Source organism: Micrococcaceae bacterium Sec5.1, assembly GCA_039636795.1.
Taxonomy (GTDB): domain Bacteria; phylum Actinomycetota; class Actinomycetes; order Actinomycetales; family Micrococcaceae; genus Arthrobacter.
This window is the reverse complement of the sequence record CP143430.1, coordinates 4,458,077-4,473,078: the sequence shown is the minus strand read 5'-3', so window position 1 is coordinate 4,473,078 and position 15,002 is coordinate 4,458,077. Positions and strand designations below refer to the sequence as shown.

The 15,002-nt window shown below is 62.2% G+C and carries 15 protein-coding genes; 8 read left to right on the top strand and 7 right to left on the bottom strand.

The features are described from left to right. Nucleotides 1–48: 48 nt before the first annotated feature. Complete coding sequence (locus VUN82_20375; GenBank protein ID XAS71418.1) at nucleotides 49–1,512, top strand: amino acid permease; 1,464 nt, start codon at nucleotides 49–51, stop codon at nucleotides 1,510–1,512. A gap of 67 nt (nucleotides 1,513–1,579) precedes the next feature. Here the strand turns inward: VUN82_20375 and VUN82_20370 are convergent, their stop codons facing one another. Next, the gene (locus tag VUN82_20370; protein ID XAS71417.1) at nucleotides 1,580–2,515 is read right to left on the bottom strand and encodes a hypothetical protein; all 936 of its coding nucleotides are present in this window, start codon (nucleotides 2,513–2,515) and stop codon (nucleotides 1,580–1,582) included. Between the two features lie 159 nt (nucleotides 2,516–2,674). Here VUN82_20370 and VUN82_20365 point away from each other — a divergent pair, with 159 nt between their 5' ends. The 7 genes from VUN82_20365 to VUN82_20335 all read left to right on the top strand — a co-directional run bounded on the left by VUN82_20365 (nucleotide 2,675) and on the right by VUN82_20335 (nucleotide 8,509). Then, nucleotides 2,675–3,133, top strand: coding sequence for an SRPBCC family protein (locus tag VUN82_20365; protein ID XAS71416.1), 459 nt, complete (start codon nucleotides 2,675–2,677; stop codon nucleotides 3,131–3,133). After that, nucleotides 3,133–3,789: a pentapeptide repeat-containing protein gene (locus VUN82_20360; protein XAS71415.1), complete on the top strand. Its 657-nt coding sequence runs from the start codon at nucleotides 3,133–3,135 to the stop codon at nucleotides 3,787–3,789. Before VUN82_20365 ends, VUN82_20360 begins: the two co-directional genes overlap by 1 nt. 129 nt (nucleotides 3,790–3,918) lie before the next feature. Next, the gene (locus tag VUN82_20355; GenBank protein ID XAS71414.1) at nucleotides 3,919–5,145 is read left to right on the top strand and encodes an acetyl-CoA C-acyltransferase; all 1,227 of its coding nucleotides are present in this window, start codon (nucleotides 3,919–3,921) and stop codon (nucleotides 5,143–5,145) included. Next, on the top strand, nucleotides 5,146–5,949 hold the full coding sequence (locus VUN82_20350) for an enoyl-CoA hydratase/isomerase family protein (GenBank protein ID XAS71413.1): 804 nt from the start codon (nucleotides 5,146–5,148) through the stop codon (nucleotides 5,947–5,949). It begins immediately after the preceding gene. After that, nucleotides 5,946–6,809: a 3-hydroxyacyl-CoA dehydrogenase family protein gene (locus VUN82_20345; protein ID XAS71412.1), complete on the top strand. Its 864-nt coding sequence runs from the start codon at nucleotides 5,946–5,948 to the stop codon at nucleotides 6,807–6,809. Before VUN82_20350 ends, VUN82_20345 begins: the two co-directional genes overlap by 4 nt. A 26-nt stretch (nucleotides 6,810–6,835) precedes the next feature. Then, the gene (locus tag VUN82_20340) at nucleotides 6,836–7,432 is read left to right on the top strand and encodes a GNAT family protein (protein XAS71411.1); all 597 of its coding nucleotides are present in this window, start codon (nucleotides 6,836–6,838) and stop codon (nucleotides 7,430–7,432) included. 180 nt (nucleotides 7,433–7,612) lie between these two features. After that, complete coding sequence (locus VUN82_20335; GenBank protein XAS71410.1) at nucleotides 7,613–8,509, top strand: SGNH/GDSL hydrolase family protein; 897 nt, start codon at nucleotides 7,613–7,615, stop codon at nucleotides 8,507–8,509. 88 nt (nucleotides 8,510–8,597) lie between these two features. Here the strand turns inward: VUN82_20335 and VUN82_20330 are convergent, their stop codons facing one another. Genes VUN82_20330 through VUN82_20305 form a run of 6 tightly spaced genes read right to left on the bottom strand, consistent with a single transcriptional unit; the run spans nucleotide 8,598 to nucleotide 14,932 of the window. Continuing rightward, nucleotides 8,598–9,809, bottom strand: coding sequence for a Gfo/Idh/MocA family oxidoreductase (locus tag VUN82_20330; GenBank protein ID XAS74749.1), 1,212 nt, complete (start codon nucleotides 9,807–9,809; stop codon nucleotides 8,598–8,600). Nucleotides 9,810–9,829: 20 nt separating this feature from the next. Further along, nucleotides 9,830–10,999, bottom strand: coding sequence for a Gfo/Idh/MocA family oxidoreductase (locus tag VUN82_20325; protein XAS71409.1), 1,170 nt, complete (start codon nucleotides 10,997–10,999; stop codon nucleotides 9,830–9,832). Beyond that, nucleotides 10,996–11,772: a ThuA domain-containing protein gene (locus tag VUN82_20320; protein XAS71408.1), complete on the bottom strand. Its 777-nt coding sequence runs from the start codon at nucleotides 11,770–11,772 to the stop codon at nucleotides 10,996–10,998. The genes VUN82_20325 and VUN82_20320 overlap by 4 nt, the downstream gene beginning before the upstream one ends. A gap of 26 nt (nucleotides 11,773–11,798) precedes the next feature. After that, nucleotides 11,799–12,662 (bottom strand): carbohydrate ABC transporter permease, encoded by an 864-nt coding sequence (locus VUN82_20315; protein XAS71407.1) that lies wholly within the window; start codon nucleotides 12,660–12,662, stop codon nucleotides 11,799–11,801. A 7-nt stretch (nucleotides 12,663–12,669) separates the two neighbouring features. Further along, complete coding sequence (locus VUN82_20310; GenBank protein ID XAS71406.1) at nucleotides 12,670–13,683, bottom strand: sugar ABC transporter permease; 1,014 nt, start codon at nucleotides 13,681–13,683, stop codon at nucleotides 12,670–12,672. A 10-nt stretch (nucleotides 13,684–13,693) separates the two neighbouring features. Next, complete coding sequence (locus VUN82_20305) at nucleotides 13,694–14,932, bottom strand: extracellular solute-binding protein (GenBank protein ID XAS71405.1); 1,239 nt, start codon at nucleotides 14,930–14,932, stop codon at nucleotides 13,694–13,696. Between the last annotated feature and the right edge of the window lie 70 nt (nucleotides 14,933–15,002).

Below are 15,002 nucleotides of genomic sequence, written 5' to 3'. Positions count from 1 at the left end.
GCATGGCACAAACACCTACAGCAATACCCCAACCCACAAGGAACAGCTGTGCCGCAAAGTACCCCCACAGATCTCCAGAACCCGACGGCCACACCCAACGCCGTCGATTCAACCCTCAGCGCTGAGGGATACCAGAAGACCCTGAGCCGGCGCCACGTCACCATGATCGCCATGGGTGGCGCAATCGGCGTCGGTCTGTTCATGGGCGCCGGTGGCCGCTTGGCCTCCACCGGCCCGGCCCTGATTTTCTCCTACGCAATCGCCGGCGTCATCGCTTACCTGCTGATGCGCGCCCTCGGTGAGCTCATCATGTACCGCCAGACCTCGGGCTCGTTCGTGAGCTACGCCGGCGAAATGTTCGGCAAGAAGGGCGCCTTCCTTTCAGGCTGGATGTACTTCATCAACTGGGCCATGACAGGCATTGCCGAGCTCATCGCGATCGGCCTGTACTTCCAGTTCTTCTTCCCGAACGTTCCCGTTGAACTCTCTGCCATCGCAGCGCTGGTGCTGCTGGTGGCCGTGAACCTGTTCAGCGTCAAGGCGTTCGGCGAGTTCGAATTCTGGGCCTCCTGCCTCAAGGTCGCAGCCATCCTGATCTTCCTTGCCGTTGGGACCTTCATGGTTGTCACCAACGCGCAGGTGGGTACCGGCCACGCTTCGGTGGGCAACTTGTTCCACGACGACGGCGGTATGTTCCCCAAGGGCGGCCTGGTCATGATCCTGGTCCTCAACGCCGTGATCTTCGCCTACAACGCGATCGAACTCGTCGGTATTACCGCTGGTGAGATGCAGAACCCGGAACGCGAAGTTCCCAAGGCGATCCGCGCCGTCGTGATCCGCATTATCGTCTTCTACGTCGGTTCGGTGATGCTCCTTGCGATGCTGCTGCCGTCGGACCAGTACAAGGCGGGCACCTCGCCGTTCGTGACTGTGTTCGGCCAGATGGGTCTCGGCTGGATGGGCGACGTCATGAACATGATCGTCATTACCGCCGCGCTGTCCTCCTGCAACTCGGGCCTGTACTCGATCGGCCGCATCTTCCGGACTATGGCCAACAACGGCCACGCCCCGCAGTGGCTCACCAAAATGTCCTCCCGCCACGTGCCGTACGCGGCCATCCTGGCGATCGGCGGCGTCTACCTGGTGGGCATCCTGCTTAACATCTGGCTGGGTGGCTCCCACGCGTTCGACCTCGCGCTGAACACGGCCTCCATTGGTGTGATCTTCACCTGGGGCTCCATCTTCGCGAGCCAGATTGCCCTGCGGAAGAAACGCGGCAACGTCTCCACCCTGCCGATGCCCGGTTCGCCTTGGACCAGCTGGTTGGGCCTCATTGCGCTGCTGGCCATCACCATTCTGATTGGCTTCGACACCATGACGGATAAGACAACCGGTGAGGTCTTCCTCCTGGGTCTCTGGACCCTGGCGACCATTCCGTTCTTCGCCCTGGTCCTGTGGCTTGGCTGGCAGAAGGTCAAGAACAACGAGCCGAAGAGCGAACTCTTCAGCTAACCCTCTCTTCACCAACTGGCTCGCATTAGTGGTTGTTCTGAAGGCCCAGAACAACCACTAATGCCAGTCACTTGGGTGTCCATCCACGATTGATGAGCGCGCTCCTGACTTTGGCTACCGCTGAGCTCGCATCGTTTCCCATGTGGCGCTTTGAGATGCGGACCAGTATCCACCCGGCGCGACTGAAATCCTCTTCCCGCGCAATGTCCCTGACAATTTGGCCCGGATCGGAGTGCCCCTCACCTTCGTATTCCACGGCCACGCGCTGTCCGGGATACGAAAGGTCCGGTTGACGCACGACGCCGGGACCCAACTCAGTGGGCATGTTGACTTCCGCTTCTGGCAGCCCAGCCCACTCGAGTGCCAGCCGAAGCGGGGTTTCGGGCGCGGAATCAGCTCCGACGCGGGCCTGCTCCAGTGCCAAGCGAGCCTTCCGGATCCCTGGCGTTCCTTTGTGGCGGTCAAGCATGGTTTCCAGATCCTCGCGCGTGCAGTAAGGATCGCTGCGCCCTTCGAATTCAGGCCTCGGCAACCGCAGCAGGTGATCGGCCACCACCGTGATCTCGTTGATGCTCATCTTCCGGGCGCAATCGAGCCACGTCCGCGCCCTGGTGGTGACGAGCAAGCCTTGGTGGTTAGTGATTTCGTCCTCGAAGAACTGCCCTACATGCCCCACCATTTCCTTCCTTCGCGGGATTGCCATGGTGTCGGGACGGGAAATGTGGATGGCAGATTCGTGGCTGCCCGGCAGGAAACCCGGAAACTCCCAGAGCTTGAACGCCGTGGCATGGGAGGCTGCGCAAAAGGGCGTAATGACCGTGTAGGGCCGGACCGTAATGGAAAACTCCGTCGCTTGTTCGGGCGCGGGGCTGCGGATGCCCCGGCTGGGTGAGTCAAGACCTCGGTGCCTCCACCGCTGACGGGTGATGCCGGCGTCGAGCGCTTCCTGCCAAGTGAAGGGCGCCGACTCAAGGCGACCGGGCAACTGCTTCGGGATACGCATTTCCCCATGTTTGCAAAACCTTGGTGGACGTGAGCGGTTATCCACAGGCTCTAGTAGCTTCCCTGCATCCGGCTGGCATTAGTGGTTGTTATGGGGCTCTATAACAACCACAAATGCCAGTCAGTTGGGAGTGTCAGTGCCCCGGACTAGGCTCGATGTATGGATCACACCACCACCCTGACGCAGCACATCAACGCCAGCCCGGAGAAAGTTTGGGCGGTCCTCTCGGACATTCCAGGCTCGGCCGGCACCCTTTCGGGCATCAACGCAATCCAGATGCTCAGCGAGGGTCCCTATGGGGAAGGCACACGCTGGAAGGAAACACGGACCATGATGGGCAGGCAGGAAACCGTGGAGTTGTGGGTGTCGGAGGTGGATCCACCCCGCAGTACCACGGTCAAAGCACTTCAGGGCGGCGCCGATTACACCACGCGCTTTAACCTGGCAGGGCGCGATGCCGGCACTGACCTTACGCTGACATTCGGCGCCGAGGTCCTCAAGCCCACGCTCGTGAGCAAGGTCGCGATGGCCTTGATCGGGAAGATCGGCATGAGCATCACCCGGAAAGCCCTCAGCAAGGACCTTGCCGAGATCGCTGCAAAGGCGGAATCCCTCTGATGGCGGCTGCAAAGGTAGCGGCCCCCAAGATCTCGCCGGTGCGCCTGGAAGAACTGCGCGACGACGACGCCCCGGACTTCCAGCGTGGCGAACGCTATGACGGCATCAGGTTTACCCGCGTTTCCGCCGATGGGGAGGAGCTGAGCGGTGCCGACTTTATCGAGTGTGAGTTCACGGGAGTCTCCTTCAACGAGGCTCAGCTGCGCGGCGCCACGTTCCGGGAGTGCATCCTGGCCGAGCCGTATGCCCCAGTCTTCACAGCCGCCCGGACTTCCTGGCAGGACGTGGAGATCAGCAACCCGCGGTGGGGATCAGCCGAACTCTACGAGGGCACGTGGCGCTCGGTGCGGATCGAGGGCGGCAAGCTGGACTACGTGAACCTGCGGGGTTCAAAGCTGATGGACGTCCAGATTTCAGATTGCATCATCAACGAGCTCGATCTTGGCGGCTGCACCGGGACACGGGTGTCGTTGAAGAACTGCACTATCGGCACCTTGGATGTCACCGGCGCCAAGCTCAAGGACGTGGACCTGCGGAGCTCGGAGTTCCGGAGTATCAACGGATTGGCGGGACTCGCCGGAGTTGTTATCGACGATTACCAGTTGAGTCTCATGGCCCCGTTATTGGCTGGTCATTTGGGCATCCGGGTGGTCTGAAGCACTGACTGGACTGCGCGGAGATGACTTCATCTGTTGACCCGGAGGGCAGGCCGTGTAATCTTTATAGAACGAACGGTCGGTATATTATTCCGCACCGGTCCCTTTCACTTCGCGAAGGATGTTCTCATGGTCGAGGCTTTTCTTGTTGGCGGCGCACGGACGCCGGTTGGTCGTTACGGCGGGGCATTGTCCTCCGTCCGTCCTGACGACCTCGCCGCGTTGGTGGTCCGTGAAGCAGTGGCGCGTGCCGGCGTCGATCCTGACTCCATTGATGAGGTAATCCTCGGCAACGCCAACGGCGCTGGAGAGGAGAACCGCAACGTAGCCCGCATGGCGACCATCCTCGCGGGACTTCCCCTCCACATCCCGGGCATCACCGTTAACAGGCTTTGCGCCTCGGGCCTGAGTGCCATCATCATGGCCAGCCAGATGATCAAGTCCGGCGCGGCGGACATCGTAGTGGCAGGTGGCGTCGAATCCATGAGCCGGGCACCCTGGGTCCAGGAGAAGCCCACTACTGCATTCGCCAAGCCGGGCCAGATCTTCGATACGTCCATCGGCTGGCGCTTCGTCAACCCGCTTTTCACCAAGGGCGAGCTCTCCCGTGACGGCAAGATGACCTACTCCATGCCTGAAACGGCCGAGGAAGTGGGCCGCGTGGATAACATCTCCCGCGAGGACGCAGACGCTTTCGCTGTCCGCTCTCACGAGCTCGCGTTGGCGGCCATCGCAGGCGGCCGGTTCAAGGACGAGATCGTTCCGGTCACCGTCAAGACCCGCAAGTCCGAGACCGTGGTGGACACTGATGAAGGTCCGCGCGAGGGCACCACCATGGACGTCCTGGCCGGGCTTCGGCCAGTGGTCCCCGGTGGCTCCGTGGTCACCGCGGGCAACTCCTCCAGCCTCAACGACGGCGCCTCTGCGATCATCGTTGCCTCCGAGGCCGCCATCAAGAAGTTCGGTCTGACGCCTCGCGCCCGCATCATCGATGGCGCTTCGGCGGGCTGTGAGCCGGAAATCATGGGCATCGGTCCTGTTCCGGCAACGCAGAAGGTCCTTGCCCGCACTGGCCTTACCGTGGACCAGCTCGGCGCAGTAGAACTCAACGAAGCTTTTGCCACCCAGTCCCTTGCCAGCATGCGGCGCCTGGGGCTGGACCCGGGAATCGTCAATAACGACGGCGGTGCCATCAGTTTGGGGCACCCGCTGGGTTCCAGCGGATCGCGTCTGGCCATTACCCTTCTGGGCCGCATGGAGCGGGAGCTTGCCAGCAACAATGGACCGAAGCTTGGCCTTGCCACGATGTGCATCGGCGTGGGCCAAGGCACGGCAATGCTGCTGGAAGGCGTGTAAATGGCACTGAACCAGGAAGACTTCAGCACACTTCTCCTCGAGGAACGCGACGACAGGCTCACTGTTCTTCTCAACCGTCCCGAAGTACGCAACGCGATCGACCAGACCATGGTGGACGAGCTTCACCTTGTCTGTGCCGAACTGGAGCGCAACCCCAAGGTCCTGATCATCGCGGGCACTGACGGCGTTTTCGCCTCGGGCGCGGACATTGGACAGCTCCGGGAACGCCGACGGGATGACGCACTGCGGGGGATCAACTCAACCATCTTCATGCGCATCGCCAAGCTGCCCATGCCCGTCATCGCAGCGCTGGACGGCTATTGCCTCGGTGGCGGTGCGGAGCTTGCCTATGCGGCAGACTTCCGCATCGGGACCCCCAGTGTGCGGATTGGCAATCCCGAAACAGGGCTGGGAATCCTTGCTGCAGCCGGTGCCAGTTGGCGGCTCAAGGAGCTTGTGGGTGAACCGAAGGCCAAAGAAATCCTCCTCGCCGGCGCGGTGTTGCGGGCCGAGGAAGCGCTGCGAATCAGCTTGATCACCGAGATTCACGAGGCCCCTGAGCTCATGGAGGCCGCGCACAATCTGGTTGACAGGATCGGCCGCCAGGACCCCCTTGCCGTCCGCATTACCAAGTCGGTGTTCCACGCTCCTGCGGAAGCGCACCCGCTGATCGATACCCTTGCCCAAGGGATCCTCTTCGAATCCCAGGCCAAGTTCGACAGGATGCAGGCTTTCCTGGATAGGAAATCGGCGAAGGCCGCCAGCTCATCCCCGACTGCCAACGATGACAGGACCCAGAAATGACAGCAGTTCCCGCGATTCCCCACGTTGTTGGAGTCCTTGGCGGTGGCCGGATGGGTGCAGGCATCGCGCACGCGTTCCTGACCAATGGCGCTACCGTGATCGTGGTGGAGCGGGATCATGAGGCAGCCGCCGGAGCGCAGGGCCGGGTAGCTGATGCGGTTGCCAAGTCCGCTGCCCGCGGCACCCTGGGCGAAACCCCTGAAGAAGCCATGGCCCGGTTCAGCACGTCGACGGACTACGAATCCTTCATTCACTGCGGCCTGGTGGTAGAAGCCGTGCCCGAGGATTACGATCTCAAGGTCACCGCCTTGAAAGCGGTGGAAGACCATCTTTCCGCAGACGCATTCCTGGCCTCGAACACGTCGTCGTTGTCCGTCACGGGATTGGCGAATGAACTCCGCAGGCCAGCCAACTTCATCGGCCTGCACTTCTTCAACCCGGTGCCCGCCTCCACCCTCATCGAAGTGGTGCTGGCCAAAGAGACCTCGCCCGAACTCGCCCAAGCGGCGAAGAACTGGACCGAGACACTCGGCAAGACCGCCGTCGTCGTTAATGACGCGCCGGGCTTTGCGTCCTCAAGGCTGGGCGTCGCTATTGCCTTGGAGGCGATGCGCATGGTTGAGGAGGGTGTGGCATCAGCAGAGGACATCGACGCCGCCATGGTCCTGGGGTACAAGCACCCTACCGGGCCGCTCAAGACCACGGACATCGTCGGTCTTGATGTTCGTCTGGGCATCGCGGAGTACCTGCATTCCACACTGGGTGACCGCTTCGCTCCGCCGCAAATCCTGAGGGACAAGGTGGCCCGCGGGGAGCTTGGCCGCAAAACGGGCAAGGGCTTCTTCGACTGGAACGACTGAAGCCCGGGGCGGGTTAGGCTAACCGGGTGAGCTCGATTGAACCCGTTACCCTGACCGGCAAATTCGTGAGCCTTGAACCGTTGCGGCCAGGTCACCACGACGACCTTGTGGAGGCGGCCAAGGACGGTGAACTCTGGAAGCTCTGGTACACCTCCGTACCCACTCCGGAAGGTATGGCTGCCGAGATTGAGCGGCGGCTGGGCCTGCAAACCGAAGGGTCCATGGTGCCCTTCGCTACCCGGCTCAACAGCACGGGCAAGGTCATCGGGATGACGACGTACATGAACATTGACGCCGCCACCCCGCGCGTTGAGATCGGCTCGACTTGGAACGCCGCGTCCGTGCACGGCACGGGCACCAACCCCGACTCCAAACTGCTGCTCCTTAGGCATGCCTTTGAGGCCCTTGGCTGCCCCGCCGTCGAATTCCGTACGCACTGGCTCAACCACCAGTCCCGCGACGCGATCGCCCGACTCGGCGCCAAGCAGGACGGTGTGCTCCGGAACCACTCGCGCAGCAAGGACGGCACCCTCCGCGACACAGTGGTGTTCTCCATACTGGAACACGAATGGCCAGCGGTGCGGAACGGCCTGGAGTTCAGGCTGGCAAGGTACGGCGCATAGCTGCCCAAGAACGTGGAAGCCGAAAAATAGGCTAGGCACAAGGTCTGTACCGCGTTGCCTGCCGGGCGTAATCTGGCCAACACATTGCCCCGTACGCGGCCGACGGGTGGGCGTGCCGCGAAGTGATCCTGTTTGTCGGACCACCGGAGCCCCAAAAGAGCAGTATGAAGGGGAAGCATCATGGCAACTCATCGAGCACGACGCCGGCGCTTGGCTTTTGCAGGCGGACTCGCCGCCCTGGCACTCACCCTGGGATTCACGGCCAGTCCGGCCACCGCCGCACCGCCGCCACCTGTCACGTATGTGGCGCTCGGTGATTCGTACACCGCGGGGACGGGTGCGGGGGATCTTTCGGGCCCCTTCCCGCCTATTCCATGTTGGCAGAGCGAAGGTGGATACGTTGACATCGTAGACGCTTCACCTCGCGTGACGCTGGTTGAAAACGCAGCCTGCCACGGCGCTTTTCTTCTCCCGGTGGGGACTTCGAAATCCGTGACGCAACAGATCGCAGAACTCAGCGGGGGAGCTTTGAACAGTGACACTGATCTGGTCAGTATCACTGCTGGTGCGCTCGACGCTGGCAGTTTGCTCGCTTTGCAGGCCTGCTCTATGCCGACTACACAGCCTTGTGAGGACACCGTTTCCGGGATCATCGCCAATCTTCCTGTGATCGAGTCCGGACTTGAGACCACGTATCAGGCCATCCAACAGGCGGCCCCGGACGCCGTCATCGCTGTTCTTGGTTATCCGCGCCTGTTTGATCCGTCCCAAGGCGACATCGTTATTGGTGGCGTCACAGTGGTGCCGGTCGCGAACCAGATCCAAGTGAACATGGCCATTGATGCCCTCAACGCGACTATTGCCCAGGCGGTCGCCGACAGTCAAACCAACGCAGTGTTCATCGACATGACCAAGCGATTCATCGGGCACGCGGTTAACTCCGCCAATCCGTGGATCGTCCTGGATCTCATGCAGCCGCGTCTGGATGCAAACTTCCATCCGAACGATGCCGGACATAAGGCCTACGCGTCCGCCCTGCTCTCCTCTGTGCAGCTGACGAAACTCGCCAAACGCTAAACCACTAGCACGTTGCCGACCCGCTGTTTCGTTGTTGCCCAACAACGCAACAGCGGGTTCGCGACGTTCATGCAGGCCGGACGCAAGCTCACACCTTCTGCCAGCGGCTCTCAGCCTCGGCGCTGGCCTCCACTGCCGCTAACACCTTCTGGACCTGCAAAGCATCTGCGAATGATGGCTCCGGCTGGCGATCCTCAGCGATGGCGTTCACGAGGTCCACCACCTGATGTGTGAACCCGTGCTCGTAGCCCAAGCCGTGTCCGGTGGGCCACCAGTTCCCGACGTAGGGGTGCGATGGTTCCGTCACGATGATCCGCCGGAAGCCCGCGTCCTCGGCCGAAGCATCGTAAAAGGACAAGACGTTCATGTCCTCGAAGTCGAATGCCAAGGAGCCGAGCGTGCCATTGAGTTCCAGTCGCATGGCGTTCTTCCTTCCCAGGGCAAACCGAGTCGCCTCGAACACGCCGATCGGGCCGGCGTGGGTGGAACGCTCGACGGCGGTCGTGCCGCCACCCGTTATTGCTGGGTCACCGCCGTCGCGCGTCTTTCCGCCGAAACGGGCCGTAAAGATCGCGGCGTCGTCCACAGTTACCGGACCGCGCGGACCGTCTGCACCACCGTGCCCGCCGAGCCCAACGAAGTCACCACCGATTGGCCGTTCCTTCACGAACGTCTCCATAAGGGCTGAAACCCCTGTGATGTTGGACCCGGTGATCCACTGTGCGGCGTCGATACTGTGGGCGCCGATATCACCGAGTGAGCCAGAGCCGGACTTTGACTTGTCCAGCCGCCATGTCAGGGGCGCGTCCGGATCCGCCAACCAGTCCTGGAGATACTGTGCCCTGACGTGGCGGAGCTCGCCCAACCGGCCGTCGTCCACCATCCGCTTAGCAAGGGCCAGTGCAGGAGTTCGCCGATACGTGAACCCGCACATCGAGTACACGCCCCGCTCAGCGGCCGAGGATGCCACAGCGGTCATCTTCTCAGCCTCAGCCACACTGTTGGCCAAGGGTTTCTCGCACAGCACGTGTTTGCCGGCTTCCAGGGCAGCAATCGCAATCTCGGCGTGAGTGTTGCCCGGGGAACAGATGTCGATCAGGTCAATGTCGTCGCGGTCGATCAGGCGACGCCAATCGCTCTCCACGGAATCCCAGCCGAGCTTGGCCGCGGCCGCCTGAGCAGCAGAAGCATTTCTGCCAGCCAGCGCCGTCAGCTCGGGCGCAAGTGGGAGATCGAAGAAGCGTGGCGCCGTTCGCCAGGCATGCGAGTGGACGGCACCCATGAAGGAGTAGCCCACCATGCCCACCCGCAGCTTCCGCGTCACAGCCGAATGCCTTCCCCCGTAAGCGCACTGCCTCCCGTAAGCGCACTGCCTCCCGCAAGCGCACTGCGAACCGAGGTCCAGGACTTCAAAACTTCCAACACGGCCGGGTCCCGCTCGGCAAGGAGTGCCTGTTGGTACGAGTCCTCAAGCAGCGTGTCCACGGAAACCCGTGTGCCGTTGGCCGCACTCAGGATGGCCGCCTCCACCATGGCCAGGCTCATGATGTTTTGGTGCACCTGGCCCATCGGGGTGCTTCCCGTGCGGACTGCAGATACGAAGTCGCGCAGGGAACCAGCGATTTCCTGGCCAGGATCCTCAGAACTGCCAGCATCGCCGGAAACAGGAACAGAGGAAACAGGTTCATTGTCGCCATCCCACAAGACGGTGCCGTGCTCGCCGCTGATCCGCCATGAGGCGTTCCACGAGGTTTCCTGGCCCGGGCTGCACCAGCTTCCGTTGAACACGAAGCGCTCGCCGCCGGTCATTTCGAAAACGGCCGTGGCCCCGGCATCACCGCGGTACCAACTCCACGAGGGGTTGTACTCCTCGCAGAAAACAGAGACGGGATCGGCGTCGAGCAGGAATCGGGCCATGTCGAATTGATGGATCGCCATGTCCAGCAGCAGGGGATGGTCCATGGCATCGCGGAATCCGCCAAAGTGCGGCGCCTTGAAGAACTCGGCAGAGACGATGCCAACAGCACCCAGGGACCCGGACAGCCGCTTGGCTTCGAAGAGCTGCCGGTTGTAGCGCCGGGACTGGCTGACCATGAACAGCTGGCCATGAAGCTCAGCAGCGGCTGCCAGGGAAAGCCCTTGCGCCACTGTGGAGGCCACGGGTTTCTCGCCAAGGACTGGCAGACCCGCAGCGAGTGCCTCGGTAGTGACCGGATGATGCGCGGCAGGAACGGTGACGTTGATGACCGCTTGAGCCCCGACGTCGGACGCCAGCGCCGCTGTACGGGCACCTACCGGAAGGTCGGGACGGCCCAGCGAAGCTGCAGCCTCAGCGGCGGTGGCGAGATCCAGATCCACGATGCCCACAAGTTCCACCAACGGTGACGACTCAACGGTTCGAAGCCAGGCGCGGCCCATGCCCCCGGCGCCGACCACTACGACGCGAAGGGGAGTGCCGTCGTCGGGGATTATGGCGAAAGGCGTGCTCACGCGTTTGCTCCTTGGTAGCTCTTGCCGTTGAAGAAGTCGTGGGTTTCGTAGCGAAGCAGCTCAGGGACGGCGCGCTCGGGACGGTCCGTGACGGCCCATTCCACGGCGTTGGCGATGACCCGGCGGATGTCTTTGTGGTGATAGACGGGGTAGTCCTGGTCGCCGGGGCTGAAGAAGAAGATCTTTCCGTGTCCGCGCCGGAATGTGCAGCCCGAACGGAAGACTTCGCCGCCGCTGAACGAGCTGATGAATACGAGTTCCTCTGGCGTGGGGATATCGAAGAATTCGCCGTACATTTCCTGCTCAGGGATCACGATGGGGTGCGGCACGCCCTTGGCGATGGGGTGGGTCGGGTCCACTGTCCAGACGAGTTCGCGGTCGTGTTCGGAGCGCCAGCGCAGGGTGCAGCTAGTGCCCATGAGCTTGGTGAAGATCTTGGACCAGTGCCCGGAGTGCAGCACGATCAGGCCCATTCCTGCGAGCACGTGGCGGTGCACGCGCTCCACGATTTCGTCCTCAACGTCGGCGTGGGACATGTGTCCCCACCAGGTGAGGACGTCGGTGTTGGCAAGGACTTCCTCCGTGAGGCCATGCTCGGGTTCGTCCAGCGTTGCGGTGCGGACCTCGACGCCGGAACCCAGGTTCTCCTCGATGCCCGCCTTGACGGCGCCGTGCATTCCTTCGGGGTACAGGCGTGCCACGAGTTCGTCCCGCTTTTCGTGCCGGTTTTCGCTCCAGACGGTGACGCGGATGGGCTTGCTTGTTTCAGGCATGATTTTTCCTTCTGATGAGTGAGGGTCTACTTGACCGCGCCGCCGGTGGTGCCAGCGGCGATGTATTTTTGGGCCGCGACCAACAAGACGATGGCCGGGATGGAGGCGAGTACCGCCGTCGCCATCACTGAACTCCAGTCGTTCACGTAGGCGCCGATGTACTGGAAGATGCCCAGGGTGACGGGGCGGACCGCTTCCGTGGTGGTCAGGGTCAGGGCGAACAGGAAGTCGCTCCAGGCGAACAGGAACGTAAAGAGGCCCGCGGTGATCAGCGAGTTCCGACTCAGCGGAATCACGATCGACCAGAACGCCCGGACGTGCCCCGCACCGTCCACCCGCGCTGCCTCGATCACGGACGACGGCATGCCGTTCATGAAAGCCCGGATGATGAGGATGGCGAACGGGATTCCGTGGGCCGAGTCCGCGAGGATCAGGCCCGGAATGGAGTTGAGCAGGCCGAGGTCGTTGTAGGCCGTGTAGAGGGCGTTGGCCACCACGATGCCCGGGATCATCTGGCTGATGAGAATGGCGAACAGGACAACTCCTGCGCCGCGAACCTTGAAGTAAGCCAGGGCGTAGGCCGCCGGGGCAGCGATTGCCAAGCTCAATGCCACACTGCCGAGCGAGATGATCAGGCTCGTGCCGAGGTTCCCGGCTTGCTCGCTGATGGCTGTGGCATAGCCGGTGAAATCGGGCTTCAAGGGCAGCCACGAGGTTTCCAAGGTAGTGCCGTTGGGCTGCAGGGAGGCGTTGATCATCCAGTAGACCGGGAACAGCATGATGGCCAGGAAGAAGATGGCCAGTGCCGTGTAGCCCCAGTTCTTGCGGTTTCCTGCCGGTGCTTTTGCCCTCCTGGGTCGGAGCGTGGGTGCTTTCAGTACGGTTGTCATGGTTTCCTCACTCATCCACAGCGCGTCGGCTTGCCCGCAGGTACAGCACTGCGAACACCAGGGAAATGATCACCAGCACGTTGCCCAGGGCCGCGCCTTCGCCGAATTTGAATTCGTGGAAGGAGAGGTCGTAGGACTGGGTGGCGATGGTCTGGGTCGAGTTCGCCGGGCCACCGTTGGTCAGGCCCAGGATGATGTCCAGCACCTTGAGGGTGTACACGACGCCGAGCACCAGCACCACGCTCACCACGGGACGCAGCATCGGCCAGGTGATATGCCGGAACGCCTTCCAACCCGTGGCGCCATCCAGGGACCCGGCCTCGTAAAGCTCGTCCGGGATCTCCTGCAGGCCCCCGTAGAGGATGGTCAGATTGAACGGAATGCCAATCCAGATGTTCACTCCCACCACAGCGATCAAAGCCAACGAGGTACTGGTCAGCCACGGAACGCCAGTGTTGATGACGCCCAGATCGCCCAGGAAGCGGTTGAGCGCTCCGCTGTCCTTGTCCAGGATCCACCGCCACACGGCACTCGAGACGATCAGCGGCAGTAGCCAAGGAAGCAGGAGCAGCGAGCGAAGGATTCCGTTGAGCGGGAACTTGCGTTGGAAGAAGATCGCCAACGCCAGCCCGATCACGAACTGGCCCAGGATGGAACCCACCGTGAACAGCGCGGTGTTCAGCAGTGAGGTGGAAAACAACGACGACGACAATACAGTTACGTAGTTGGCCAGCCCTACCCACGGGGCTTCTCCGGTGAAGAAGGTAGCCGTGGTGTAGTCCTGGAAACTCATGACGACGTTCTTGACCACGGGGTAGCCGAAGAACAGTGCCATGTAGACCACGGCAGGTACCAGGAAGAGCCACTGGAAGATGCGCTCGCGGCGTTGGCGGGTGCGCCGTCGTGGTGTCTGCGCTTCTGTAGGCGAGCCTGCCGGGCGGCCATGCTTGCGCGTAGCCTTTCCCGCGGCCTTTCCGGTGGAACCTGCCGCTGTTTGCGACAAATCTGTTGTCAATGACATGGCTGGCTGCTTACTGGCCTTGCGCTTGCTTGAGGGCATCGGCCGGAGAGGCGTTACCGGTCAGGGCTGTCTGGATGGCGGTGTAGATCTTGGTTGCCTGTGCCGGCCAGTCTGCACCGAGCTCGCCGGTGCGGGCGCGGGCGGTCTTGATCAGCTCAGTGAACGTAGCGAGCTTGGGGTTTTCGGTGGCGAACTTCTCCGCCAACGTGGTCTTGGAAGGAATGGTGTTGCGGACCTTGGCCATCGCCATCTGGTTCTCGTCACTGTTCAGGCAGGCAACCACTTCCGCGGCCTTGGCCTGGCGTGCCTTGTTGCCGGTCTGGGGGACCGTCCAAACTTCGCCACCCAGCGGCGCTACGGACGTCTGGCCGGCTTCACGGACGGGAATCTTTACCACGCCGTACTGCAGAGTGGGCTGCTTATCCAGGGCCGGGATCTGCCACGGGCCGTTGACCATCATGGCTGCTTTGCCGGCCATGAACTGATCCTTTACATCGGCCTGGGTCCAGTTCAGGGCCGAGGAAGAGACGGAGCCGCTCTTGACCAGGTCTGTCCAGAGCTGGAGTGCCTGCTCGGTCTCCTTGGTGTCGATCTTCTTTTCGTCGCCGCCGTTGGACCACATGACCGGGAGGAACTGCCAGGTGCCTTCATAAGTGGGGTTGGCGTTGAACGCGAGCCCGTACTGGTCGCCGGCGGTGAGCTTGGCGGAGGCTGCCTTCAGCTCATCCCAGGTGGTGGGCGGGGTTACTCCCGCCTTGTCCAGGATGTCCTTGTTGTAGAACAGGGCGATGGTGTTCACGGTGGGAGCCAGGCCGTAGACCTTGTCCTTGTCGGTGCCTGCGCTCAGGACACCCTCTGCGAAGTTATCCGTGCTGATCTTGAAGTCTGACAAGGGAGCCAAAGCGCCCGTGGCGGCAATCTGCTGCAGGTCCGGATTATCCAGCATGAGCACGTCCGGCAGCGTTTTGGAGGAGGACTGCTGGAGGACCTTGGAGATCAGGGACTTGCCCGGGACGGTCTCCCGCTTGATGGTCACACCTGCCTGGGTGCCGCACTTGGTCAGGGCGTCGCCGATGAAGGACTTGTCCGGCTCGTTGTTGTAGTAGTCCATCACGGAGATTTCTTTGACGGCCTCCGACGACGAAGCTGCGGGGGAGGTCCCGCAGGCCGAGAGGGCCAGGGGCAGGCCGACCAATGCAGCGACGGCGAGGGCAAGAGGACGACGGGTTGTCCTTTGTGCTGACTTCATTGTCTGTTCCTTTTTTCTGGGGATGGCTTTTATCGGGGACGAGGTTGTCGATACGTATCGACGATGCGTA